At 67.7% G+C, this 22,902-nt stretch carries 27 protein-coding genes, 1 tRNA gene and 3 pseudogenes; 18 read left to right on the top strand and 13 right to left on the bottom strand.

Going from position 1 to position 22,902, the window contains the following annotated elements:
* Nucleotides 1-269 precede the first annotated feature (269 nt).
* Nucleotides 270-1,055, bottom strand: coding sequence for a hypothetical protein (locus IG99_RS03710; protein WP_037669759.1), 786 nt, complete (start codon nt 1,053-1,055; stop codon nt 270-272).
* Between the two features lie 129 nt (nt 1,056-1,184).
* Here IG99_RS03710 and IG99_RS03705 point away from each other — a divergent pair, with 129 nt between their 5' ends.
* The 6 genes from IG99_RS03705 (at nt 1,185) to IG99_RS49490 (ending at nt 3,897) form a co-directional block, all read left to right on the top strand.
* Nucleotides 1,185-1,616: an Asp23/Gls24 family envelope stress response protein gene (locus tag IG99_RS03705; protein WP_037669757.1), complete on the top strand. Its 432-nt coding sequence runs from the start codon at nt 1,185-1,187 to the stop codon at nt 1,614-1,616.
* A 38-nt stretch (nt 1,617-1,654) separates the two neighbouring features.
* A complete protein-coding gene (locus IG99_RS03700) occupies nt 1,655-1,882 on the top strand; it encodes a hypothetical protein (protein WP_037669755.1) in 228 nt (75 codons plus the stop codon).
* Nucleotides 1,879-2,325, top strand: coding sequence for an Asp23/Gls24 family envelope stress response protein (locus IG99_RS03695; protein ID WP_037669753.1), 447 nt, complete (start codon nt 1,879-1,881; stop codon nt 2,323-2,325). Before IG99_RS03700 ends, IG99_RS03695 begins: the two co-directional genes overlap by 4 nt.
* Nucleotides 2,322-3,011, top strand: coding sequence for a DUF6286 domain-containing protein (locus IG99_RS03690; RefSeq protein WP_037669752.1), 690 nt, complete (start codon nt 2,322-2,324; stop codon nt 3,009-3,011). The genes IG99_RS03695 and IG99_RS03690 overlap by 4 nt, the downstream gene beginning before the upstream one ends.
* Nucleotides 3,012-3,022: 11 nt before the next feature.
* A complete protein-coding gene (gene amaP / locus IG99_RS03685; protein ID WP_037669750.1) occupies nt 3,023-3,616 on the top strand; it encodes an alkaline shock response membrane anchor protein AmaP in 594 nt (197 codons plus the stop codon).
* Nucleotides 3,617-3,726: 110 nt separating this feature from the next.
* Nucleotides 3,727-3,897 (top strand): hypothetical protein, encoded by a 171-nt coding sequence (locus tag IG99_RS49490; RefSeq protein ID WP_167404007.1) that lies wholly within the window; start codon nt 3,727-3,729, stop codon nt 3,895-3,897.
* Here the strand turns inward: IG99_RS49490 and IG99_RS03680 are convergent.
* From IG99_RS03680 to IG99_RS03640, 11 genes and pseudogenes are all read right to left on the bottom strand, one after another.
* Nucleotides 3,846-4,232, bottom strand: a complete 387-nt coding sequence (locus IG99_RS03680; RefSeq protein ID WP_037669746.1) for an STAS domain-containing protein — start codon at nt 4,230-4,232, stop codon at nt 3,846-3,848. The genes IG99_RS49490 and IG99_RS03680 overlap by 52 nt on opposite strands.
* 22 nt (nt 4,233-4,254) lie before the next feature.
* A complete protein-coding gene (locus tag IG99_RS03675) occupies nt 4,255-4,542 on the bottom strand; it encodes a hypothetical protein (RefSeq protein WP_037669743.1) in 288 nt (95 codons plus the stop codon).
* 10 nt (nt 4,543-4,552) lie between these two features.
* The gene (locus IG99_RS03670) at nt 4,553-5,137 is read right to left on the bottom strand and encodes a DUF5994 family protein (RefSeq protein WP_394297966.1); all 585 of its coding nucleotides are present in this window, start codon (nt 5,135-5,137) and stop codon (nt 4,553-4,555) included.
* Between the two features lie 291 nt (nt 5,138-5,428).
* Nucleotides 5,429-6,621: pseudogene (locus IG99_RS03665) on the bottom strand (PP2C family protein-serine/threonine phosphatase).
* Between the two features lie 65 nt (nt 6,622-6,686).
* Nucleotides 6,687-7,088, bottom strand: coding sequence for a DUF5994 family protein (locus IG99_RS03660; RefSeq protein ID WP_234311746.1), 402 nt, complete (start codon nt 7,086-7,088; stop codon nt 6,687-6,689).
* 328 nt (nt 7,089-7,416) lie between these two features.
* Nucleotides 7,417-7,875, bottom strand: a complete 459-nt coding sequence (locus tag IG99_RS03655) for a hypothetical protein (RefSeq protein ID WP_037669737.1) — start codon at nt 7,873-7,875, stop codon at nt 7,417-7,419.
* Nucleotides 7,876-8,254: 379 nt separating this feature from the next.
* A complete protein-coding gene (locus tag IG99_RS48600; protein WP_158973123.1) occupies nt 8,255-8,413 on the bottom strand; it encodes a hypothetical protein in 159 nt (52 codons plus the stop codon).
* 29 nt (nt 8,414-8,442) lie between these two features.
* A complete protein-coding gene (locus IG99_RS48595; protein ID WP_158973121.1) occupies nt 8,443-10,683 on the bottom strand; it encodes an nSTAND3 domain-containing NTPase in 2,241 nt (746 codons plus the stop codon).
* 426 nt (nt 10,684-11,109) lie between these two features.
* A complete protein-coding gene (locus tag IG99_RS03650; RefSeq protein WP_037670171.1) occupies nt 11,110-11,484 on the bottom strand; it encodes a hypothetical protein in 375 nt (124 codons plus the stop codon).
* Nucleotides 11,484-11,912 carry an ATP-binding protein gene (locus IG99_RS03645; protein ID WP_037669735.1) on the bottom strand — a complete coding sequence of 143 codons (429 nt, stop codon included), beginning with the start codon at nt 11,910-11,912 and terminating at the stop codon, nt 11,484-11,486. The genes IG99_RS03650 and IG99_RS03645 overlap by 1 nt, the downstream gene beginning before the upstream one ends.
* 46 nt (nt 11,913-11,958) lie before the next feature.
* Nucleotides 11,959-12,366, bottom strand: coding sequence for an NUDIX hydrolase (locus tag IG99_RS03640; RefSeq protein WP_037670168.1), 408 nt, complete (start codon nt 12,364-12,366; stop codon nt 11,959-11,961).
* Nucleotides 12,367-12,475: 109 nt separating this feature from the next.
* On the opposite strand from IG99_RS03640, the pseudogene IG99_RS03635 reads away from it, so the two are divergent.
* The 10 genes and pseudogenes from IG99_RS03635 (at nt 12,476) to IG99_RS03590 (ending at nt 19,323) form a co-directional block, all read left to right on the top strand.
* Nucleotides 12,476-13,263: pseudogene (locus IG99_RS03635) on the top strand (GntR family transcriptional regulator).
* A 137-nt stretch (nt 13,264-13,400) separates the two neighbouring features.
* Nucleotides 13,401-13,775, top strand: a complete 375-nt coding sequence (locus tag IG99_RS03630) for an SCO3933 family regulatory protein (protein ID WP_051864928.1) — start codon at nt 13,401-13,403, stop codon at nt 13,773-13,775.
* On the top strand, nt 13,775-15,151 hold the full coding sequence (locus IG99_RS03625) for an FtsK/SpoIIIE domain-containing protein (protein ID WP_037669732.1): 1,377 nt from the start codon (nt 13,775-13,777) through the stop codon (nt 15,149-15,151). Before IG99_RS03630 ends, IG99_RS03625 begins: the two co-directional genes overlap by 1 nt.
* Nucleotides 15,152-15,233: 82 nt before the next feature.
* Nucleotides 15,234-15,851 carry a DUF2637 domain-containing protein gene (locus IG99_RS03620; RefSeq protein WP_037669730.1) on the top strand — a complete coding sequence of 206 codons (618 nt, stop codon included), beginning with the start codon at nt 15,234-15,236 and terminating at the stop codon, nt 15,849-15,851.
* A 12-nt stretch (nt 15,852-15,863) separates the two neighbouring features.
* Nucleotides 15,864-16,055, top strand: a complete 192-nt coding sequence (locus IG99_RS03615) for a mobile element transfer protein (RefSeq protein WP_394297965.1) — start codon at nt 15,864-15,866, stop codon at nt 16,053-16,055.
* A gap of 15 nt (nt 16,056-16,070) precedes the next feature.
* The gene (locus IG99_RS03610; protein ID WP_037669727.1) at nt 16,071-16,265 is read left to right on the top strand and encodes a hypothetical protein; all 195 of its coding nucleotides are present in this window, start codon (nt 16,071-16,073) and stop codon (nt 16,263-16,265) included.
* A 26-nt stretch (nt 16,266-16,291) separates the two neighbouring features.
* A complete protein-coding gene (locus IG99_RS03605; RefSeq protein WP_037669725.1) occupies nt 16,292-16,543 on the top strand; it encodes a hypothetical protein in 252 nt (83 codons plus the stop codon).
* A gap of 158 nt (nt 16,544-16,701) precedes the next feature.
* Nucleotides 16,702-17,988, top strand: coding sequence for a replication initiator (locus tag IG99_RS03600; protein ID WP_037670164.1), 1,287 nt, complete (start codon nt 16,702-16,704; stop codon nt 17,986-17,988).
* A complete protein-coding gene (locus IG99_RS03595; protein ID WP_037669724.1) occupies nt 17,981-18,193 on the top strand; it encodes an excisionase family DNA-binding protein in 213 nt (70 codons plus the stop codon). Before IG99_RS03600 ends, IG99_RS03595 begins: the two co-directional genes overlap by 8 nt.
* A complete protein-coding gene (locus IG99_RS03590; RefSeq protein ID WP_037669723.1) occupies nt 18,193-19,323 on the top strand; it encodes a tyrosine-type recombinase/integrase in 1,131 nt (376 codons plus the stop codon). Before IG99_RS03595 ends, IG99_RS03590 begins: the two co-directional genes overlap by 1 nt.
* A gap of 108 nt (nt 19,324-19,431) precedes the next feature.
* Here the strand turns inward: IG99_RS03590 and IG99_RS03585 are convergent.
* Nucleotides 19,432-19,504: transfer RNA gene (locus IG99_RS03585), tRNA-Arg, on the bottom strand.
* A gap of 527 nt (nt 19,505-20,031) precedes the next feature.
* Here IG99_RS03585 and IG99_RS03580 point away from each other — a divergent pair.
* Both IG99_RS03580 and IG99_RS51905 read left to right on the top strand, forming a co-directional pair.
* A complete protein-coding gene (locus IG99_RS03580; RefSeq protein ID WP_037669720.1) occupies nt 20,032-21,156 on the top strand; it encodes an ArsR/SmtB family transcription factor in 1,125 nt (374 codons plus the stop codon).
* A 47-nt stretch (nt 21,157-21,203) separates the two neighbouring features.
* A pseudogene (locus IG99_RS51905) lies at nt 21,204-22,464 on the top strand (MFS transporter).
* The last annotated feature ends 438 nt before the right edge of the window (nt 22,465-22,902 follow it).

Here is a 22,902-nt window from a genome sequence, read left to right as displayed (position 1 = left end):
GGGAGCCGCTGGACCGGGCCGCAGGCAGGGCTTTTCGTCCTCCGTGGTTGCGGACACATCACACGACCACGGAGCTGGGAGGCGTCTGCTTCGTCCGTCAGCGGCTGCTGCGCAGGCCCTCTGTTTCTAGCGAGTACCCCGCCGCGGGCGTCTCACACCGTGTCAGACGGGGCCTCGCGAGCGGGCCGCGTGCATGTCGGCAGACAGAACCGACTCCGGCCGGTGAAGCGGATCTGCTGATCGCTGATGAGTGCTCGACGCCCGGCCGGTCAAGCCGCGGTCTCGGTGATGAGGACGGCAACGGTGACCGGGCCCGGGGCGTCGGTGGTCGCCGCGTCGGCCACGGCGGCCCGGACGGCGCGCGCGACTTCCAGAGGATGGTGTCCAGGGGCGACCGCGAGGTGGACCTCGACACGCCGCCCGGGTGGGTCGGCATGGTCCTCCATCTTGACCGGGCGGCTCCCCAGCACGGTGGTGAGGCCGGCGACGCCCGGAACACCCGTTGCGACGTCCGCCAGATCCCCGACGGGCCCTCGCGGGGAGCCCGCTCCGGTCACGGGGAGCGAGCTCCGTGCGGCTGCGGTCCTTGCTGCGGCTGTGCTTTGCGGCGTGAGCGTCATGGATCTCGCAACGGTCCGCGTCTCCGTACCTGTCTGCGGGACCTCATGGAGATCCGTGACGCGCAGGTCGGCTGCCACGGTGGCCAGGCCGAGCCGTCGAGCGGCCGCCTCCAGCAGTCTGCTCCTCAACTGGTCGGCTGTTTCGGGCAGTGGCTCCCCGAGTGATGCCGAAAAGGCGGCTTCGATCCTGAGCGGGCCCGGCGGCATCGCGCTGACCGGCGGACGGACGGCCGGCTCGGACACGGATTCGAACGGCGTCGGCCCGATGCGCAGAGACTCCAGCCGCACCCCGGGAATCTCGTTCGCGGCCCGCCTGAGGGCCTGGACGGCCGCTTGCTCGGTGATCCATGCCCCGTCGGCGGGCCCGCCCAGCGGGAGCAGCCGGCCCAGGCCGAACTGGTGCCGTACCGCCTGCGTCCCTGCTTCGGTCTTCACTGGCCTCGCACCCTCTCTCAGGCTTGTCCGACCCTCGCGCCTCGCAGTGTTCAATTCCGGCAATACGCCCTAACGCGAATATAATCGTGGAAAAGAGGGCCCGGTGGGCCTCTGAGGGAGGAAATCCCGATGACCGAGATCACCGCCGTAAGGCGCAGTGGCGCTCCCGCCTCTCGTGGCCGGACGACGGTCGCCGATGTGGTGGTGGAGAAGATCGCCGGAATGGCGGCACGGGACGTGCGCGGCGTCTATGCCCTGGGCAGCGGATTCGCGCGCTCGATGGGATCCATGCGGGAGCGGATGCCCGGTGCCGGCAGTGGCAAGTCCGCCACGCGTGGGGTCAGTGTCGAGGTCGGAGAGAAGCAGGCGGCCATCGATCTGGAGATCGTCGTCGACTTCGGCGTCTCCATCACGGACGTGGCCGGTGACGTGCGGGAGAACGTGATTTCCGCGGTGGAGCGGATGGCGGGGCGGGAAGTCGTGGAAGTCAACATCATGGTCAGCGATGTGAAGCTCCCCGACGAGGAGGACGAAGAGGAAGAGCGGCAGCGGATCCACTAGCCGGGGCGGTGCAGTCCGCTTGAGTGAAGGAGCGCGTGATGAGCAGGGCTGTGGTGGGCTTGATTGCCGGGATGGCGCTGGGTTTCGCCGCGTATTTCGGTGACTTCTGGGCCTTCCTGCTGGTGCTGGGGCTGGGCGTCGTCGGACTCGTGGTCGGGCGGCTCATGGAAGGCGATCTCGAACCGGGCGACTTCGTCCGCCGCCGGGACCGGCAGGAGCGGATCCGAGATGACCGGCGACGGGCACGGGGAGACTGGCGGCAGTGACCGGTGAAGCCAATCGGCGTCCGGGCATTCCCCGTGGGGAGCGCGGTGCGATCACCATCGCCGACCGGGTCGTTGCGAAGATCGCTTCCCACGTGGCGCGCGAGGCGCTGAGCCGGTTCACCGACTCGGTCGACCACGTACCACCCGGCCGCCGGACGCCACGCGTGACCACTTCCGTGCGGCGGGCACCGGAGCGGGATACCGCAGGACGAGACGCCGAGTCTGCCGCCGGACGGCAGGCGGCGCTCGGCGAGGCACGGATGCGCATCACCGTCGAGCTCGGCTATCCGTCCGACATCGGGGCGCAGTGCGCCGCGGTGCGCCGGGAGGTTACCGACCGGCTCAGGACATGGGCCGGCATGGAGGTGTCCGACCTTGCGGTGTCGGTCGAGAGGCTGCACTCGGCGTATACGCGCCACACGGACCAGGAGAGGGTGAGATGAGCGCGAACACCTGGCGGCAGCCGACCGGTGCCAGCGACCTTCCCTCCGAACCCGGACAGGCAGCTCCGTCCGCCGATGGCACCCGGGGAGCGGGCTCGGGCGCGACGGCGATGATCGATGAACCAGGCCGGTCGGCGCGCCGTTTCTGGTCAACGCGGCGGATTCCAGCGGCCGTGGTGGCCCTGTTGTCCGCCGCGGCCATCGGATTGCTCTTGTACGACGTGGTCTCGGTCCGTGCAGGTCGGTCTGCGATGCGCTGGCGGCGGCGGCTTGCTGAGGAACTGGCCACACGGCCACTGGATGACGTCTGGATGATCGTCGGGGCCGCGGTGGCGATGGCCCTCGGCCTGTGGCTTTTCCTGCTGGCGGTGACGCCGGGACTGCGCAGGCTGCTGCCCATGCGGCAGCCCACCGGCATCCCCGGGAAAGGGGAGGTCCGCGCCGGGCTCGACCGCCGCGCGGCCGGCCTTGTTCTGCGCGACCGGGCCGTGCAGGTACCCGGTGTCCAGTCGGCACAGGTCGCCGTCGGCCGCCGGAAGGTCAAAGCCTGGGCGCGCGCCCATTTCCGCGTTCTCGAGGAGGTCCGCGCGGACCTGGACGCCACGCTGGGCGAAGCCGTGACGTCCTTGGGTCTCGCCCGGCAGCCCACGCTGACCGTGCGCGTCCGGCGCCCGAAGAAGGGTTGAGGTGATCCCCGATGCTCAGGACGGTGAACCGGGTGCTGCTGGGGCTTCTCGGCCTTGGACTGTTCGCCTTGGGCGGCGGCGTGCTGCTGGGCGGGCTGGACCTGCCGCGCCGCTGGGACTTCGGCATGCCGGGCTGGTGGCCCTTCCGCGGGCCGGACGACGTGGTGCTGGGCACCGAGGGACGCACCCGGTGGCGGGAGGAAGGCTGGTGGTGGCCGACCGTCATCGCAGTGCTCGCGGTGCTGCTGGTCCTGCTGCTGTGGTGGCTCCTCGCACAGCGCAGGCGCCGCCTGGGCGGCGTCCTCGTCGACAGCGGGGACGGGGCGGCGGCCCGGCTCGACGGCGGCACACTGGAGGACGTGATCGAGGAAGAGGCCCAGGCTTTGGACGGGGTCTCGCGGGCTCATGTACGGCTGACGGGCAGAAGTACCGCTCCCACCGCACGCGTCCGGCTGTTGCTGGAGCCTCATGCGGATCCAGCGCGGACTCTGGGGCGACTGAGCCGGGAAACACTCACGCACGCGCGGGACTCGGCCGGCCTGGACCGCCTCCCCTCGAAGGTCCGACTCAAGGAAGTCCGCCACCACGCACGACGCGTCGGCTGAGATCCACAGGGCCTGACTCCCAACGGGGGACCCGGTCTGGCTCGCAGGGCAGGTCTTCACGACTGCCCCAAGTCATCTACGCCGCGGTTCTCTCCAGGGAGGCATTCCGCATGGTCCTGTTCCTGACCCTGCTCGTCGCCGGAATCGCTCTGATCGCCATCGGGGCGGGCGTCGACGGCATGCTCTATCTGACCTCCGCCGGTGTACTGCTCCTCATCGCCGATCTGCTCTACCTGGCGGCCCGCTCCGTGTGGCGATCTCCTCGGCGCCCGGCCCGCTGAGGCCGCGCCCCTCCCGGTCTCGTCGCACGGAGCAGACGGTCGGAGCCCGTGTCCGTGAGCAGTCGTTCGGTCTGCGGGGAGGGGTGGTGCAGCCGCAGGGACGCGTGGGTCTCGGCGGCGTGCCGTGACACGTCGAGGAAGACGCGCAGGCCGCTGCTGTCACAGCGGCCGACGGTGGTCAGATCGACGTCGATGAGGGTGATGCCGTCCTGCAGGCACCGCTCCAGAGCGGCGCGCACCTGGGGCGCGGTGGCGGGGTCGATCACACCGGCCAGGGTGACCAGTGCCCGCCTGTCCCGGTCGTGCCGGTAGATGTTCAGCTGCGGAAGAGTCATGACGCCTCGGTTCAGATGTTGCTCAGATGCCCCGGTCCACGGGTCCCGGCCGCTCCCCACCCGGTCCGGGGCCCGGGTGTACGCGCGTCGCCGCGGATTGAGCCGACGGTTCGGAGGCGCGGCCGGGTGGCCGGTGGGGCGACTCGGATGATCGCCCGTGGTGCGTGGTGCGGCCGCGGCGGCCGGGCCGGGGGGTGCTGTACCGGTACGCGGCGATCCTGTCGGCGTGCTGGAAGTTGAGCCGGTGGATCACGTACGCCGCCGCTGCGATGAGGACCACGAAGGCGGCGGCTGTCAGAAAGGCGTTCATGGCGGCCACCTCACATACCGATGATCAGCCGGCTGGCCCGGCCGGGCGGACCGGTCTGGTGGGGAACGGCTACGGACACCGCGGAGGCGCCGCCCTCGTACTCCCATGCCTCGTCCGGGTCCAGTGGCTGGTCGGCCGCCAAGACGCCGTGCCGGGCCTCGTCCGCGGCGATGAGCGCGCTCGCGGTCAGGGGCGGGCCGTTGTGGTCGGACGCGGCAGCCATCAGCCGGGCCGCCGCCTCCGCCCCGGTCTCGGGCGGGATGACCAGGAGATCCCAGCGGCTGGTGCCGTAGGAGAGCAGCAGCAGCTTGTGCGGGTCGATCTCCGGGGTGAACCAGCCGACCTTGACGATGTGGCCGTCCACGGGAACCGTGCGGGGGATGACCGGCCAGTGCTCCGGGTTGACGGCGATGCGGGTGATGCGGCCCCACAGGGGATCCAACATGTCGGTGAGTGCCGGCAGTTCGCTCAGCAGATCACGGGAACGGGGCCACCAGGCTCCGTCCAGGAGCCCGCGGGAGGGGCCGTCGGTCTTCAGTGCGAGACGCGCGACCGGGGTTGCGACGGGCTCGGGGTGCGGCAGGGTTGGGTACAAGGTCGCCGACATGATGCGGACCCGTCTCCGGGCCGCCTGCGGCGGCCCGGGTTTCATCTTTCGCCGGGGACGACCCGGCGTGGAAGCCGGTGTGCGTGATGCCCTCGGTACTGTCCACACTACTCCGCGTTTCGTTGCGGCGCGGAGCAGCGGCCACATGGAGTGGAGTACCGGCCGGGTGATCTCCCGGCAGTGCCTCAGCGCGTGCCGGGAGCTCCGGTCCTTCGGGCTGAAGGGCCGTCGCCGCCGGGCGTGGCCGGCACAACGGTGTCGGGCGGCGGTGGCGAGAGGTCAGCCGCGCCACTCCACCATGAGCACGGTCGCGTCATCGCTGGTCCGCCCGCCCCTCGCCTGCTTGAGCGTGTGGGACAGCGATCGCGTCACCGCCCGGATGCCGCGCCCGGTCCTCTCCAGTTGGTTCACGCAGTCGATCAGCTGGTCCTCCCCGAACTCCTCCCCACCGCTCTTGTGCTCCTCGACCACTCCGTCGGTGAAACAGAGGACGCGGTCCCCGCGCACCAGCCCCAGCTCGCTGATGCGAGGCACCGAACCACCCAGGCCGACGGGAAGGGTCGTCGGGGCGACCAGACGCTGTGCGACGCGGTGGTCGCGGACGAGGATCGGCGGCGGGTGCCCGGCGTTGATCCACTGCACCCGTCCCGTCGTCGTGTCCAGCTGCATCATCTGTGCGGTGACGAAGTGCTCGGGACCGAACTGCTCTGCCACGGCGCGGTCCATGAAGTCGTAGATCTCCGGCAGTCCGATGCCGGCGCGGCGGGCGTGGCGGTAGGCGCCGATGGCCACGGTGGCCATCGTGGCCGCGTCCAGTCCGTGGCCCATCGCGTCGATCATGGCCACGTGGAGGACGTCGTCGTTGAGCGCGTAGTCGAAGCTGTCGCCGGCCACGGCGTAGGCGGGTTCCAGGATCCCGGCCACGGCGACCCGGGGCATGATCATCGCCAGCGGTGGCAGCAGCGACCACTGGATCTCAGCGGCGACACTCATCGCCTCGCCGCGTCGGACGCCGAAGAACAGGTCGGAGTAGCCGTGCTTGGTCACCAGCAGGTCGGCCACCAGGCCGGAGATTCTGAGCAGCAGGCGACGGTCCTGGTCGTCGACGCTGTCCAGCGTCACGGCCATGACCCCCACCTGGTCACCGCCGTCCAACAGGGGCAGGTGGACCCGGACGCCGTCCTCCTGGGGCACCTCCACGGGGACCGCGTCGAGGAAGCAGCGGCCCGCCTCGGATTCGTCGATCACCTGAGGTTCCCCGCCCGTGAGGCCCTCACCGGGCAGCGGTACGAGAAGCAGCTGGCCGTAGTCCTGCAACAGCATCTGCGGTCGGCGGCCACCGAGCCGCTCTACCGCGTCAGCGACCAGGGGCCCGATGAGATGGGGCGGCAATTCGTGCGCGCTGCGAGGATCTCTCCGAGGAGAGCTTCTCCGAAGCTCTCGGAGCGGTCCGCGCGCCGTCCTGCCGTCATCCCCTCACCCGCCATGGTCAGGGGCGGGCCGGTATGACAAGGGATCTGTCGGTGTCATGGCTCCATCACGGGGTCGTGGACGCCCGGGCCCGCCGGGTACACCGGTGCTGCTTACCTGGGTCCGGTTCCTCCTTCCGACTCCATGTGTCCTGTCCGTCGAGGCCGCTCTCGGCGAGTGCCAGCAGGCGCGGGGCGGACAAGGGGTTCTCGGGGTTGGAGGCGGCGGTCAGCAGCAGGGCTGCCGTTCCGGCCGGTTCGTCCGGTGGGACCACGAGCAGTTCCCAGCGCCCCACGGTGCCGCAGTCCACGGTGATGGCATGCATCTCGGCCGCCCCGTTGCTCAGGGCCACCTCGATCACATGCCCCGGTGCCATCACCTCCTGCGCGGGGCATCGGGCCAGGCGGCGGTACCCACGGTCACGCGCGTGACAGTGCCGGCGGCGAGCCAGCTCGTCCTTCGCGGGCATCTCGCACAGCTCCCCACCTCTGCCCGCAGCACCCATGTGTGCCATATGTGTGCTGCGAGTACGAAGGCCCTCCCGTCCGATGGACGGAAGGGCCTCTGATCAGGTGTTTCTCTGTGCCCCCGGCAGGATTCGAACCTGCGACACCCGCTTTAGGAGAGAGGCGGGGGAGTGGGGGCGCTGACCTGGAGCTTCGATGCCTGGTCAGCCCACCGAGAACTCAACCGCGAGACACCCTCGTTGACCGTGGCTGACCCTTGCATCTGGCACGACTGTGGCACGCGGCGAGCAGGTGACTCGGAATCTGCCCGGCTCCGCCGGTGCCCGGTGCTCAACCGCCGTAGCGGCTGCGCAAATCCTCGGTGATTCGCGACATCAGCCCAATCGAGCCTTCCGGTGGAGTCTCCACCAGCGGACGTTCTGTCTGGGGATCGTAGGCAGTCAGCCCGGTCTCCTTCTCGACGACGGCCGCAAGGGCGGAGACGTGACCGAGCACGACTGCGGCGTCGTCCCCCGCATGCCAGTAGGGCACAGTGATGCTCACCTCGTCACCGAAGACGGACAGGCCGATGCCGGTGCCCGAGTGGCTCAGGTCCCGCGACTCCTGCTCGTACTCCGTGATCTCTACTTCGCCCAGCAGGGTCCGAGCCTGCGGCACTATTCGGTCCCAAGCTTCAAGGAGGTGGGTGGGGATCGGCTCGCTCTCCTCGGCTGCGCCCTCCATCGCCTCCAGGACTTCGTTCCAGGATTGCCCGTTGCGTCGACTCAAGAAGTAGATGTCGTAGCTCACTGCGCGATCGTAGGCACTCGAACACTTCGAGGGCAGGGGTGAGGCCGCTTGCCGCTGCTGACTCCGTTGGCGCCATCAGCTTGGGAAGCTCGTGGTTTCTGGCCTCACTTCCCTTGCTGACCTGCGGCTGTGGGCGTCTATACGTCAGTTGACCGCCGAGTTGGTAGCCGATGTTCCCCGTGGTTCCCCGCACAACCTGGCACGGTTCTGGCACGCCCGTAGCAGCACCGACCAAAGGCGTAAGGGCGTTGTCACTGGCGGCTGTTAGCTTCCGTGTCCGAGACGATACGGTTCGATGTTCTTGCCGAAGGACACGGCGGCTTCTCTCCTAACGGATCGGCCATCAGGGGACATACCGGCATCTGTAAACGTCTGGAGGTCAGTGCCGGGCGCTGACGGTTGCTGTGTTCTGCTGCTGTACCGGCTCACAGATCCACACGAGCTCGGTCGCGCCGCTCTCCTGTCGCAACGCGACGTACGCCGGCCTGAACGGCAGCTGAGTGGGGGTGATCCTGAGGAAGAGAACGTTGAGCGTCATACAGCATCCTGGATCACGCCCGATACGGGTTACTCGGCCAACCGACCAAAGAGCCCCTCCAGATATGACTCCGTCACGTATTCACCTTCCCTGAAACCTTCGGGACGCTCGTAATCATCGTCCGGCTCGGCCTCCACAGCGATGGCTTCTTCAATTCTTTCCGAAAGCTCACGCAGACCGAATTCATCGGCAATTGATTTCATGTCATCCAGATCGGACGGATGGGGGTTACTTGACGAAAATTCATTTTCCATGAATCGCTCAAAGTGATCAGCAATGTCCCACTCATCTTGTAGGTTGGTCGAATCATGGTCTGACAGATGATCGATATAGTGACGCCAATCTTCGGGGGTGTCTAGAGTAGATCCAAGCCAGTCGTGGAAAACCTCATGCGCCTCATCCATGTAAGCGTGTGCAGAGCGATGAGCTGACAGAAGAACGAATGTACTTGAGGCCTCGGATTTGTCCCCCTCGTAGTTGCGCCATTGATCCAGGAGTCGCTCCACCACCACTCTGATTTCTTCATCTCCAACGTGCCATTCTCTGTCGACTTGGAGGTAGATGCCGACCCTCTCGTCTAGCTTGCTTGACGGATCAACTAGTGTTATTCCGACACCCGGGGCCCATGCCTTCTCTTGCTGCAACGACGGCGAGTCGAATGACTCACTCATGGCCCCGATGAACTTTTCTTTCATTTTTTTCAGGGCTGTCATCAGTTCAGGGTTTCCCCGATAGATGAAAGACCCACCTCGGGCATAAAGGAAGAGCTCGGCCAACTGGTCAAAAGAGACGACGGATGCAACGATTGCTTCCAGTATTTTTCGATCCGATGCAACTCTGAAAAGCGCAAATTCGGTCACTGATGGATTGGCGTGTTGAATTACCGTATCATTGTTGCGATTTCTTGAAATTGCAATAAAGGTACCCTCTAGAACTTCTAGCGCTCTCCGAAAACTGGACTCTGTACTGAGTACTCCCAAATGGCTACAAAGGGACTGGTGAGCTTCCAGGAGGACGTCAATCCTGACACGTCTCGGTAGGGTGCTAAGCGCCAAAACAAGCAGTCTCTGTTCGTCAGTGAGGTGCTCCTCAAAGGCAACACGCCAGATTCTCTCTGGATGATCTAGACTTTCCTTGAACCGGGAAAGGTATCCGGGCGATTGAGTATCGAACGCTTTTCCTGTGCAATATTCAACGAGGCGAGGGTTGTACGATCGGTGGTCCAAAATCTCTTTGTATCCACCCTTGGCGATTTCCCGCAGGCATGATGCGGCCACGTCGGAATGCCATAGATGGTTGTAAAGAATCTGTGCCCTATTTGCTTTACTGTACGCTTTCAATTCAAGGACGAACTGATACCTGCTGTCGAGCTCTCCGAGTCGTTCGTAGCTTAGCTTTGCGTCCCGCAGGATATATTCCCGAGTGGTCAGGATCAGCTTCTTCGAAGAAGACCCTGTAGACAGTTTTTCAATAAGGTCGGAGAGGCGCTTATCTTCATTCTTGGCCAGGCGCTCCGAAAATGTGATCTGCCCCAAGAAATCGTCATAGAGGAAAATCTGGCTAGTATCTCTACTTAGTGCCATCCATGCTTCGTTGATGTCTGCGGAAACTTCAACTGGCTCGTAACCGATTGAGATATGCTCGGCGACAAGCATCTGTGCCAGAGTTGTTTTTCCGATTCCGGGTGGGCCAGAAATTAGACAGACATTGTGCTCGTCGAGCAAGCGGCGAGCTGGTCCGTAGGATGACGAGACGACATACCTGGGCATCGACTTTTCGATTCGCTGCCGTAGCGCCTCGGCGCGGTTCGCAATATCGGAGTGCAGGTTCCAAAACAACTGCATTCCAGTTGAAACCCAAAGTTTCGCGTGGCGCCGTTCTATATCCGGGTGGCGTGTGATGAGGGCATCGATATCTCTTCCTCCTAGAACGTCTTCAGGGCCGGACATCCATTCCGAAAATAGATCGTGAATGCGTTCCTTCTGTGACACGGAAATGTCGAAGGTAGTAAGAAAGAAATAAGCGTCAGGGTTCAATCTTTTGACTTTTTCTACCTCTTTCTCTGCTGCGGCATATAGTTGAGAGAAGGAAGATCTAAGGTAGTGCTTGCACTGGGCAATGGTGGTTACACCGCTTGCGTTCCACCTCAGATCGATGCCGCCATCGGCTCCGGCTGCGAACCGTTCCACTGGCACGCCTACTTCGGCTCCCAGCAAGTCACCAGCCAGCTCTTCAAACTCGACGTCGGATAGCACTGAAAAGTCACGCATGGCAGTTTCTTAGCACAGGTTCTGTCCTACCGGAGGCGGGTTGCCCGATTCCTTCGGCGACGGCTTGGCTCGGGCTGAGAGACAGGTCGGCGTAGCGGCTTTGGGGTGGCGCTGCTTTGGCGCGAGTGATCATGGCTCCGTAAGCTTCCGGCGCGTCGGGCAGTCTGTGGACCTGCCCGGTAAAGCACGACGTTGGAGCCATGATCTTCGAGGCTCGCGCCAAAGTGGCTCCCTAAAGCCGTGGAGCCGACCGCCCCAGCCACGATGTACCCCTTCTCTGGCATCAGGCGGCTGAGTGCTTTGAGCGCGGTGCGGGCGCCGGCCGGGCTGGAGCGGGGCGGAGACTGGAGCGCAGGCCCGGCCGGGGGCCGGGCCGCGTGCGGGGAGCGGAGCGAGCCGCCTTGAACCCGTAAAGAAAGTTGTAACTCAGTAGCTTGGGCGGGGCTTGAAGTCGTACGCGCAGCTGGGGAGGTTGGCGGCCTGGCGGTGTGCGAGTGGCAGGAAGAGTGCTGGCCGGATGGTCCAGGTGATGCGTGTGTCGGCCTGGGTGATGGTCACCGTGCAGGGCTCGGAGCGTAGGAGGGCTCGTCGGGTCTCGATGCGGCCGTCGTACAGCCACTCCCACGCTTCTTCGGATGCGTCGGGGTCGAGCGCCGGTGAGATGGTGCGCAGGGCCACCGCTACCCATCGGTCGGCCTGCGGTGCCGAGTAGGCGTCGAATGAAGCCCTCAGGGTCGGCTGGTCCTCGCTGAGATCTTCGGTCCAGCACTCGCACCAGTAGCCCCACTGCGGCTTGTCCATCAGCACCGGTGCCCCCAAGGGCGTGGGGCCGTGAAGAGTTCCGCCGTGACCGTGCGGCCGGTGTCGCTGTTGCGGACGACGATCCGGTGGGCGATCGCGTTGACCATGGCCAGGCCTCGGCCGTGTTCGGCGTCCTGGTCCTGGTGCCCGATCTTCGGGGCGGTGCCGGCGTTTCCGTCGTCCGTGACGGACAGGGCGACGACCTGAGGCGAGACGGCCAGGGCCAGGTGGAAGCTGCCGGATGCGTGGCCGCTGGCCGTGTGGAGGATCGCGTTCGCGCTGAGCTCGCTGACGATCAGTTCGGCGTCCTCGGCCAGGGGGGAGCCGCGCAGGATGTCGCGTGTCCAGCGGCGGGCTCTGCTGACCTCTTCCGGGAAACCTGGGCAAGAAAGCCCCCACACCCGGGCTGTACTCGTATACTCGTGCATACAAGTTCCTTCGTGCTGGTAGGCCGCCATGTGCAGCGGGTTCGGGCTAGACGAGTTTCACGCCGTCGTGGGCGCGTATGGCCGGCGGGGACATCGCGTCGAGTGCGTCAAGGACGCGGATCGCGTATGCCTCGTCGGCGAGCTCGGAGACTTCTTCACGGGTTGCCCAGCGCAGGGCCCGGGTCTCGTCGCCGGTCATGGGCGTGCCGTCGGCGGCCTCGCAGCGGAAGACCAGCGAGACGATGAGGCCCGTCATGTTCTTGTAGACGCCGGTGAGGGTCGCGGGAAGCGCGATCTTGATGCCGGTCTCTTCGAGGACTTCGCGTTGCAGTGCCTCGGGAATGGTTTCCTCGCGTTCGAGGACGCCACCCGGGGGTTCCCAGTGCCCGTTGTCGCGGCGCTGGATCAAGAGGGCCCGGCCCTGGTCGTCGACGACGACCCCGGCGACGCTCACGGAGTGCGGGCGTTCCATGCTCACGTTCCTCAGCCCTCTCGGATGGCTAGGCTCTCCACCGTAGCAACAAGACTCGCCCACTCGTCTAGATACCTAAAGGAGTACACACGTGCCCCCTCTTTCTTCCGGCCTCCTCGGCGACCTGGACCCCACGAGTGATCGTGCGGTCTTCCGTCAGATCGCCGATCAACTGCGCGAAGCCATCGACCGGGGACGGTTCAGAGAGGGCGAAAACTGCCCTCGGAGGCCGAGCTTGTCGATCATTACGGGGTATCCCGGATGACCGTTCGAAACTCCTTCTCCATCCTCCAGGGCGAGGGCCTGGTCCACGCCGAGCACGGAAAGGGCGTCTTCGTGCGGCCCCGGCCGCCCGTGCGGCGGCTCGCCTCCGACCGGTTCGCCCGGCGGCACCGGGAGCAGGGCAAGTCCGCCTTCATCGTCGAGGCGGACGCGGCCGGCAGTCACCCCCAAGTCGACAGCCTTGAGGTCAAGGAAGAGAAGGCCAGTCAGGACGTCTCCACCCGGCTCGGGTCCGTGCGGCGGGTTCTGGCTCGTCGGCGCCGGTATCTGCTCGATTGGCGGCCGGTCGAGTTCGCTACCTCGTACCTCCCACTGGACATCGCGCGGGGGACTGCGATCGCCGAGCCCAACCCCGGTCCCGGCGGCATCTACGCCCGCCTCGAGGAGCTGGGCCATCGTCTCGACCACTTCGAAGAAGAGATCCGCGCCCGGATGCCCTCGCCCGCTGAGGTCAAGACGCTCCGGCTGGCCTCCGGTGTGCCCGTGATCCACCTGATCCGGACCGCGTACGACACCGAGGGGCGGGCCGTCGAGGTCTGCGACACAGTGATGGCGGCGGACGCCTACGTGCTGTCGTATCAGCTTCCGGCTACCTGATCGCAGGTCAGCGGCGGTGCGCGGGGACGCTTCTCCGTACTCGTACACGCCAACAGGCATACTCGTATAGACGAGTGGGCAAGTTGTGCGGCAGGGTGATCACCGTGATCCCGGAGATCGGGTTCACAGACCGCATCTTGTATAGACGAGTAGATAGGAAAGTTCCTTGCGCACCATCCTCGGCCGCGACGATCCTCCTCACCGAGGCGCCCGAGCCCAAGGTCCGCGACCGGCAGACCGGCGAAATAGCCAAGGACGCCGTCAGCGGTGAGTCGCTGATGACCATCGGCGTCGTCTACATCGAAGAGGGCGAGTCCTCACTCATCAAGGTCACCGTCCCCGAGAGCGGTGTCTCGGAAGGGCTGGCCCTGGGGGCGCCGGTCTCGCTGCCGGGACTCGTCGCCCGGCCGTGGGAGTCCGTGTTCAACGGCCAGCAGCGCCACGGCATCGCCTACCGCTCCGCCGCCGTGACCCCGGCCGCCTTCCCGGCCTCTACCGGGGCCGCTGCCTGATGAGCGACCTCGCGACGCTTCTGGAGGTGGGTGGTCCTGTCGCCGCGCTTGGTGGCGGGGCCGCCTACGCCCGGCCCAACCATCCGGCCGTCTACTGGTCCGCGGTCGGCCTGCCGGTATCAACGCTCCGGCTGCTCAGCTCGTACGGGTCGGTCATGGAAGCGTGCGGGCTGACCGTGGCGCCGTCCCGGCTGCGGGTCCTGGCGGTCAAGGCCACCAGCCGCCGTGAGGTCCGGCCCGTGCCTCCTCGCCGGGGCGTCATCCGGCCCACCTCGACCGGTCTGCGTCTCCGCCTCCGGCTCGCCCCGGGGCAGGAACCAGCAGACGTTGCCGCCTCGGCCGAACGGCTGCGGCACGCCTGGGGCGTTCACGCCGTGTACGTCACGACCATCAAGCCGGGTGTCGTTGAGCTGCGGCTCGTCGGCTATGACGTTCTGCGACAGGTACGGATGCCCCGCAAGCTCGACGCCGAGTTCCTCAAGGTGCCGGTCGCGCTGCGGGAGGACGCCACTCCCTTCGTGCGTGACTACCGAGCTGTTCCGCATCAGCTCACCCTCGGCGCGACGCTGTCGGGCAAGTCTATGTATCTGCGCCACCTGATATCGGGCCTCGCCCGTCAGCCCGTCGCCCTGGTCGGGATTGACTGCAAGCGGGGCGTGGAGCTGGCGCCGTTCGCCTCGCGCCTGTCCGCGCTTGCCACGGACCCGGAGGAAGCAGCCGAGCTGCTGCCTGCCCTCGTCAAGGAAATGGAGGACCGGTACGACCTGATCAAGGCCCGGCAGGGCATCGCCCCTGGTACTCCCGACGAGGAGATCACCTCAGACCTCTGGGGTCTGCCCGAGAGCGAACGCCCCGTGCCTGTGGTCCTGTTCGTCGACGAGGTCGCTGAACTCTTCCTCACGGCCACCCGCAAGGACGAGGAACGCCGCGACGAGATGGTCACCCAGCTCATCCGGCTCGCCCAGCTCGGCCGCGCGGCCGGCATCTACCTTGAGGTCTGCGGGCAGCGCTTCGGCGCCGAACTGGGCAAGGGCGCCACCATGCTCCGGGCCCAACTGACCGGCCGCGTCTGCCACCGCGTCAACGACGAAGCCTCTGCGAAGATGGCCCTCGGCGACATCGCGCCCGGAGCGGTCGACGCCGCCTGCGCCATCGCCCCCGAACGCCCCGGCCTGGCCATCGCGGGCGACACCTCCGGCGGCTGGTCCCGCATCCGCCCGCCCTACCTCTCTCTGGGGGCCGCCGCCGAGATCTGCCAGAAGTCGGCGCACTTGGTGCCCGACCTGCCTGCCCTCAAGCGCTTCCGGCCCGACATGCCCATGCGGCCCGTCGAGGCTCCCGGCCCGGCCATCCAGCCATACCCACTGACCGACTGACCTTCCCCCCATCCCGGTCGGCGTGACCGCCTCGCGCCACGTCCCTACCCCTGCCATGCCTGAACCCGGAAGGAGCCGCATCATGCGCGCCCACCTGGCCCGCGTTGACGCGGTGCTCGTCCAAGCCCTCATCGCCGCCGCGCTGTCCTTCGCCCACCTCCACGACGTCGCCGTGGCGGCCGGACAGGACGGCTGGAAAGCCTGGGCCTACCCGGTCTCCGTCGACCTGCTCCTCGTCGCCGCCTGGCGCCGACTGCGCTCCGGCCACGGCAAAGGCGCCGCCTGGTGCTGGTTCGTCATCGCGCTCGCCGCGTCCCTCGGCGCCAACGTCGCCACCGCCGGACTCCTCGACATGCACCAGGTGCCGGCCTGGCTGCGCATCCTCGTCGCGGGCTGGCCCGCTGTCGCCTTCCTCGGCGGCACCCTCCTCGCCCACACAGCACCGAACTCCGACGAAGTCGAGGACGACGCCCAGGAGGACGCACCCGACCTCCCATCCCAGACGCCAGACCAACCGGCCATCAAGGCGGCACCACCCGAACTCCCCGCCGTACCGGTCCCGGCTGCCCTGGTCACCCACGCCCGCAAAGTCGCCGACGAACACCACGCCCGTACCGGAACGCCCATCGACACCCCAACCCTCCGCGCCCGCCTCGGCGTCCCGCCACCCATGGCAGAAGCCATCGCCGCCCAGCTCTGAAAGGAGATGCCCGTGAGCGCCAACCGCCGGTTCCGCAACGTCACCCGCATCGGCCCCGTCCAGGTCGGCACCGCCTACGACAACCGGGGCCGTGAGAAACACACCGCAGCCTGCACCGCCCCGCGCTGCAACTTCTCCGCCGACTACGACAGTCGCGCCGCCGCCGAACTTGCCGCCCGCACCCACCGCTGCCCCGTCCGCTGAAAGGACCCCCACTCCGTGACCGTCAGCCTGCCGCTCGTCGTCGTTCTCGGCTTCTTCGCCTGGGGAGCGGTCAAGTTCCTCGGCGTCCGCGTCTGGATCGTCGTCCTGATCGCCCTCTTCGGCTTCTGGCTCTCGCGCACCTTCCTCGCCCCCGCCATCGAGTCCGGCACCCGCTCCGGCGTGACCGTCATAAACGGCTCACACATCTAGACGAGTAGATAAGGAGAACCTCGCCCGTGTTCCTGCCCAAGTACCCGGACACCCCCACCCCGCCGCCCGCACACACCCACGCCCCGATCGACCCGGCACCGGTTCCGGTCCGGCGCTCGCTCCCGTCGGTCTCCCTCGACCAGAAGACGGTCGCGGCCGTGCTCGTCGGCGGAGTCGTCCTCACCGCGCTCCTGGCCGCCGTCGCCGTCACGGCCATCTCCGTCGCCGTCGCCGCCGTGATTCTGCGCTCCCTGCTCCGCGATCACCACCGCCGCTGACTGAGGCCGGACCTCCGGGGCGGCGCGACACAGCCACGCATCCGCCGCCCCGGCGGCCCACTCCTCCCGAAGTGCCCGTCAGAAGGAGAACAGCCATCTTCACCCGCACCACCCCGCCCCCACTCCCGGAACTCAGCAACCTCGCCGCAGGCGGGACCCTGCCCGGTATCCTCCGGCAGCTCTCCGGGCTCGGCGGCTGCACCAACCCCATCCGCCTGGACGGTCACCGCACCGAGTACGACGTCGACACCACGACCGGCGAGATCGGCCGCGTCCTCCAGCACCTCGACTCCTCCACCCTCCCGGCCGGCCAACTCCTCGTCCGCTGCAACAACCGCCGCACTACCCGCTGCGCGGCCTGCGCCGAGGTGTACCGCCGCGACACATTCCAACTGATCACCGCCGGACTGCGCGGCGGCAAGGGCACCCCGGAACACGTCGCCGCCCACCCGCGCGTCTTCGCCACCTTCACCGCCCCTGGCTTCGGCCCGGTCCACAACCGCCGCACCGACGGCCGCCCCTGCCGCTGCGGCACCCACCACGGACAGGAGGACGAAGCCCTCGGTACGCCGCTGGACCCGGACACCTACGACTACGAAGCAGCCGTCCTCTGGAACGCGCACGCCGGTCCCCTCTGGCGGCGCTTCTCCACCTACGTGCGCCGAGAGGTCGCAAAACGCGCGGGCCTGTCACAGCGCCGCCTCCGCGACCACGCCCGCGTCTCCTTCGCCAAGGTTGCCGAGTACCAGAAGCGCGGCGCGGTCCACTTCCACGCGGTCATACGCCTGGACGGCCCCGGCGGCGGCGAGACTCCGTCCCCGGCCTGGGCCACCGCCGAGCTGCTGACCGATGCCATCAGCGCTGCGGCGTCCACGGTCCGCGTCGAGGGCCCGACCATCGACGGCCGCCCCCACACCTTCGCCTTCGGCCGCCAACTCGACGTCCGCACGATCCGATCCGCCGACTTCAACGACGGCCAGCAGCTCACCGAACGAGCCGTCGCCGCCTACATCGCCAAGTACGCCACCAAGGGTGCGGAGACAGCGACGGGAGCTCTCGACCGTCCACTGAAGTTCGCCGCCGAACTCGCCCAGCTCGACATCAGCGACCACGCCCGCCGACTCATCCGAACCGCCTGGACCCTCGGCGCACGCAAGGACCTCGAACACCTCCGCCTGCGCGCCTGGGCCCACATGCTCGGCTTCCGCGGCCACTTCTCCACCAAGTCCCGCCGCTACTCCACCACCCTCGGCGCACTACGCACCGCCCGCGCCGAATGGCGACGAGCCCAAGCAGCCGCCGCACAGTCGGAGCGCGAGCCCGACACCACGTACGTCCTGGCGCACTGGGTCTTCGCCGGTACCGGCCTCTCCGACGCCGAAGCCTGGCTCGCCGCATCCCTCGAACCCGCCCCTGGAACGGAAGGAGAACCCACCCATGGCTGACCGCTACCTCACTGTGGCGCAGGTGGCCGAACTCCTCGGCACCACGGAACGCTTCCCTCGACGTCTGATCGCCGAGCGACGCATCACGTTCGTCAAGGTCGGCCGTCACGTCCGCATCCCGGAGCGTGAGCTGAGCGCCTTTATCGACGCCAACACGGTGCAGCCGATCGGCCACCGGCGAAGCTCGCTGCGGAGGGTCGCCTGATGGCCAACAAGAAGGGACAGCGCAGAAGCTTCGGGTCGGTCCGACAGCTCAAGTCCGGCCGCTGGCAGGTCCGCTACCGCGACCCCGAGACGGGGCAGCTTCGTCCGGCCGAGAAGACGTATCCGACCAAGAGCGACGCCCAAGTTGCCCTCGCCCAGATCGAGGCCGACATCACGCGCGGCCAGTGGTCGGACCCGGACGCTGGTTCGGTGAACTTCGCGGAGTACGCCACCGCATGGCTGCGGGACCGGAAGCTCGCCGACCGCACCCGTGAGCGGTCTGAATCCGTCATGCGGCTGCACATAGTGCCCACCTTCGGCGCCGGGACCATGGCTGACGTAACGACAGCTCGGGTGCGCAGTTGGCGCGGCAAGCTCCTCGGGGCCGGCGTCGGTGAGCCGACTGTGGTCAAGGCGTATCAGCTGCTGCGGGCCTTGATGAACACGGCCGTGGACGACGAACTGATCCGGCGCAACCCTTGCCGTATCAAGGGCGCGGACCGTTACGACGTGCCCGAGCGCCCCGTCCTCACGGTTGCCGAGGTCTTCACCGTCGCTGACTCCATGGCGCCGCGCTACCGGCTGCTCGTCCTCCTGGCCGCGTTCACGACTCTGCGGTTCGGTGAACTCGCCGCCCTCCGTCGCCGGGACATCGACCTGGAGGGCCTGACCGTCAGCGTGCGCCGTTCTCAGGCGGAGTTGCAGGACGGGCGGCTCTTCGACAAGGCACCGAAGTCCGCTGCCGGGGTTCGCGCCATTTCCTTTCCGGCCGAGCTGCTCGACGACGTCACGCGCCACCTCGAACAGTTCGCCGCACCCGGCCGCGACGGACACGTCTTCGTCGGCCCGAAGGGCGGCCAGCTCCGGCGGAGCAACTTCCGAGACGACTGGGTGGCGGCCAGGAAGGCGGCAGGCGTCACGTCAGAGCTGCACTTTCACGATCTCCGCCACACCGGCAACACCTTGGCCTCGACCGCCGGTGCCAGCACCCGTGAGCTGATGACCCGCATGGGCCACAGCAGCTCGCGCGCCGCGCTGATCTATCAGCACATGACCAGTGATCGTGACCGGGCCATCGCTGATCGCCTTGGAGCCATGATCCGCGAGGGTGGGGGAGAGGCCACCAGCTAGGGAATGTGGATTCCGCGTGGACTCTAGTGGCACGCGTGTGGCACGACCTCGAACAAGACGAAGGGCCAGCCCGGGAGGAAACCCCTCCTGAGCTGGCCCTTTAGTCTGTGCCCCCGGCAGGATTCGAACCTGCGACACCCGCTTTAGGAGAGCGGTGCTCTATCCCCTGAGCTACGAAGGCGGGGGCTTGTAGAAAACCTTGTTGAAAATCCAGGGTGTGGATCTTCGACGAGGAGCACAAGCCCGCTGGTCAGACGTGGTGCAATGCTCTCCGCTGGGTCATCTGAGCAGACAACGTCACGTACAACGGCTGACCAGGGGTAGCTTAGCGGATGCGCGCCAGTGGGGGTCCTCTGCCTGGGGGCAGGAGGCCAGGGCGGCGAGCTGGAGTGCCTTGACCTGCGGTGCCTGGGGCTTGCATCGCGCGGTTGGTGGACGTTGTGGGAGCCGGGACCGAGGGCCGTTGGACCGTTCTGCTCCCTGTGTCAGCTTGTGGGGCTACTTGCCGCTGTCTCGGGGCGCCTGGCATGACAGGCCGCTCCCGCGGAAGTAGGGCCTCTTGCGCAGCCCGCAGGCGGGACACGCTCACCACCTCGGGGTGGGCCCACGGTGAGAACGACGCACAGGTCATTGTCAGTCACCATCGCCGACCACCGTCTCGCGCGGCACGCTCCCTCCGGGGACGCCGGACGGCGAGGATGGCGAGTCATGACGATCGTGTTCCGGGTGCCCGCCGGTGGTGCGGAGCGGGTGGGGTTCGCCTACTCGCCGGCGATGGAAGCCGTACTGAGCCTTCATGTGCTGGTGGAGCCCAAGCACCACCCCGTCCAGCACGGCTGGGTACGCGCGATGCGCAAGCTGTCGCCGGCGCTGAAGCGGGAGATCGAGGCGTTCTCCTACGCGGTGCGCTCGTACTTTCCCGAGTTCCTCTTTCCGCGGCCGACCGGAGGGCTCGCGGACTTCGGCAGCGAGCTGGTCGGCCTGCGCACGGCGGACCCGGAGCTGGTCCGGCTGGAGTTCGCCATCCCGCTGCTTTCGCCGTGGCCGGGCAGCGGCGAGGGCAGGGATCCGCACGCGCTGCGGGAACCGGGCGTACAGGGCCTGCTGCGGGAGCGTGTCGCACGGGAAAGCGACGAAGCGATGGCCGCGATGCTCCTCGACGATCCTCGCGCACTCCTCGAAAGGTTCCTGAGCATGCTGGAACGCTACTGGCGGGAGGCGTTCGAGGAGGAATGGGCCCGGATCGAACCGGAACTGGCCGCCGGGGTGACCGAGGCCGGGCACCAGATCGAACAGCGCGGACTGTACGGCATGCTCCGCGGCCTGTGGCCGGAGGTGCGCAGCGACCGGCAGGCCGAACGCTTCTGGTTGGAGCGACCTCACGACCACGAGGTCGCCATCGGCCCGGACGACACCCTGCTGCTCGCCCCCAGCGCCTATGTGTGGCCGCACGTACGGGTCAACTGCGACGGCCCCTGGCCCCTCGGGCTCGTCTTCCCCGTCTCTTCGATCGCCCGGGAGGCCCGCCCCAGGATTCCCCCCGCACAGCTCGTCGGCATGCTGCGCGCGCTCGCCGACGACACCCGCCTGCGCGCCCTCCGGCTGATCGTCGAACGCCCGCGCAGCACCCAGGAGTTGGCCCCGCTCGTCGGCGTCAGCGAGGCCGCGCTGTCCAAGCACCTGCGGGTCCTGGCGGACGCGGGTCTGCTCGAACGTCGCCGTGAGGGCTACTACGTCCTGTACCGGCTCCTGTCCGGCCAGGTGGCGGGTCTCGCTCCCAGCCTGGAGAGCTTTCTGCACGCCACTGACCCCATTGATCAGCCATCTGCCTAATCAGTGGATCAGGTGCCCGAGGAGATCCGACAGTGGCGGCAGGCGGCATGTCACTGCTCAGGGACCGCGATTTCCTGCTTCTCTTCGTCGGCCAGGCCGTCTCACGTTTCGGCGACGGCCTGTACACCGCCGCGACCGCTTGGCTGGCCTGGTCGCTGACGAAGGACCCGACGGCCGTCGCCGTGGTCAGCGTGTCCGCGTTCGCGCCCGCGTTCCTGGCCACGTTCGTGTCCGCCTCGCACGCCGACCGTTACGACCGCCGCAAGCTGATGATCGCCACCGATCTGGCCCGGGTCGCCGTGGTGGCGGTAGCCGCGGTGCTGCTGTCCCTCGGTCTGCTGAACCTGTCCCTGCTCGTGGTGACAACGGCGCTGCTGGCCCTGATCGGCGCCCCGTTCGCCCCGGCCCGCAACGCCATCGTCACGCAGATCGTCCCGGCTGACCGTCTGCAACAGGCCAGCGGGCTGCTGCAAGTCGCCTTCCGGGCCGCCTTCTTCGTCGGCCCGCTCATGCTCGCTCCGCTGCTGGCCTACGGCTCCATGCGGGCGGCGCTGGTGGTCAACGGACTGACCTTCCTCGGTTCGGCGGGCGCCGTGGCCGCCATCCGCGTGACCCGCCCCGTCCTGGCCGCCGGCCAGGCGGGCCTGTTGGGCCGATCTCGCCGCCGGGCTCAAGGCCGTGCGGGCCGCTCCCGACGCGCTGGTGGTCATCGTGACCTTCGTGCTCGCCCTCGCTCTGACCAGTGGTTTCCTGACGGTGGGGCTGGTCGCCGTCGTGGGGCAGGGCGGCCGCTACGGCCTGTTGCTGGGCGTCGCCGGGGTCGCGGAAGTGGCGGGGGCGCTCCTGTTGGCCGGCCTGCGGATGCGTAGGCTCGCCCTGGCGGCGGTGCTGGCCTGGGCCCTGCTCGGAATCTTCCGTGCGCCGCTCGGAATTGTCACCTCCACTGCCGGGGCCGCGGTGCTCCTGATCGCCACCGGGCTGGCCTCGGCCCTCACGGACATCCCGCTGATCGCGCTGGTGCAGCAGCGCATACCGAGCCACCATCTGGCGAAGGCGTTGGGCCTGTGGGAGGCCGGAGTGGCAGGAGCCCTGGCCGTTTCCCCCTTCGTGGCCTCGACCACCATCGCACTCACCGGAGTCAAGGACGCCTTCCTCCTCTCGGGCGCCGCCCTCGTCGTTCTGGCCATGAGTGCCGCGTTCACCCTGGCCCGCATAGACAGAGCACAGCGGCCCGGGCAGTTGCGCATCGGCGTCCCGTCCGGTTCCGAGGCCGAACAACCGGCAGTCGCGCCGGAGTCCGCCCGGTGACTGGCCCCCTGCTGTCGTCCAGCCAGCCCCGATTGCGGACGGCCCGCCGTGAGCGAGGCTCACCGCATCAGTCGTGAGCCGTTGACGGCGGGCGTCGAGGGCGGGCAGCGGCACGCCCGGCACCGCGCGCAGGAGGGCGGCCAGCTCCGTCGGCGCGCTTCGCGCGGAACCAGACTTCCGCGCCACCGCCCTTTCGGCCAGACACGCCTCCTGGGCACCCGCCGCCTGACCTTCCGCGATCGTCCGGGCGCGAGACGGAAGCCGTGCTCGGACTTCCGGACCGGCCTCCAGGGTGAAGCCGCGGTCCTTCCCGCGGCGTCGAACTCCCGGTCTGGCCGCAGCGGCTGTGCAGCCGGTCCTATCGTTCCCGCACCGTGCCGGACTCCCAGGCCCAGGCGGCGATCTCGACCCGGTTGCGGGCGTCGATCTTCTGCTGGA

The organism is Streptomyces griseus subsp. griseus, from assembly GCF_000720255.1.
Lineage (GTDB): Bacteria > Actinomycetota > Actinomycetes > Streptomycetales > Streptomycetaceae > Streptomyces > Streptomyces griseus_I.
This window is presented reverse-complemented; position numbering and strand designations above follow the sequence as displayed.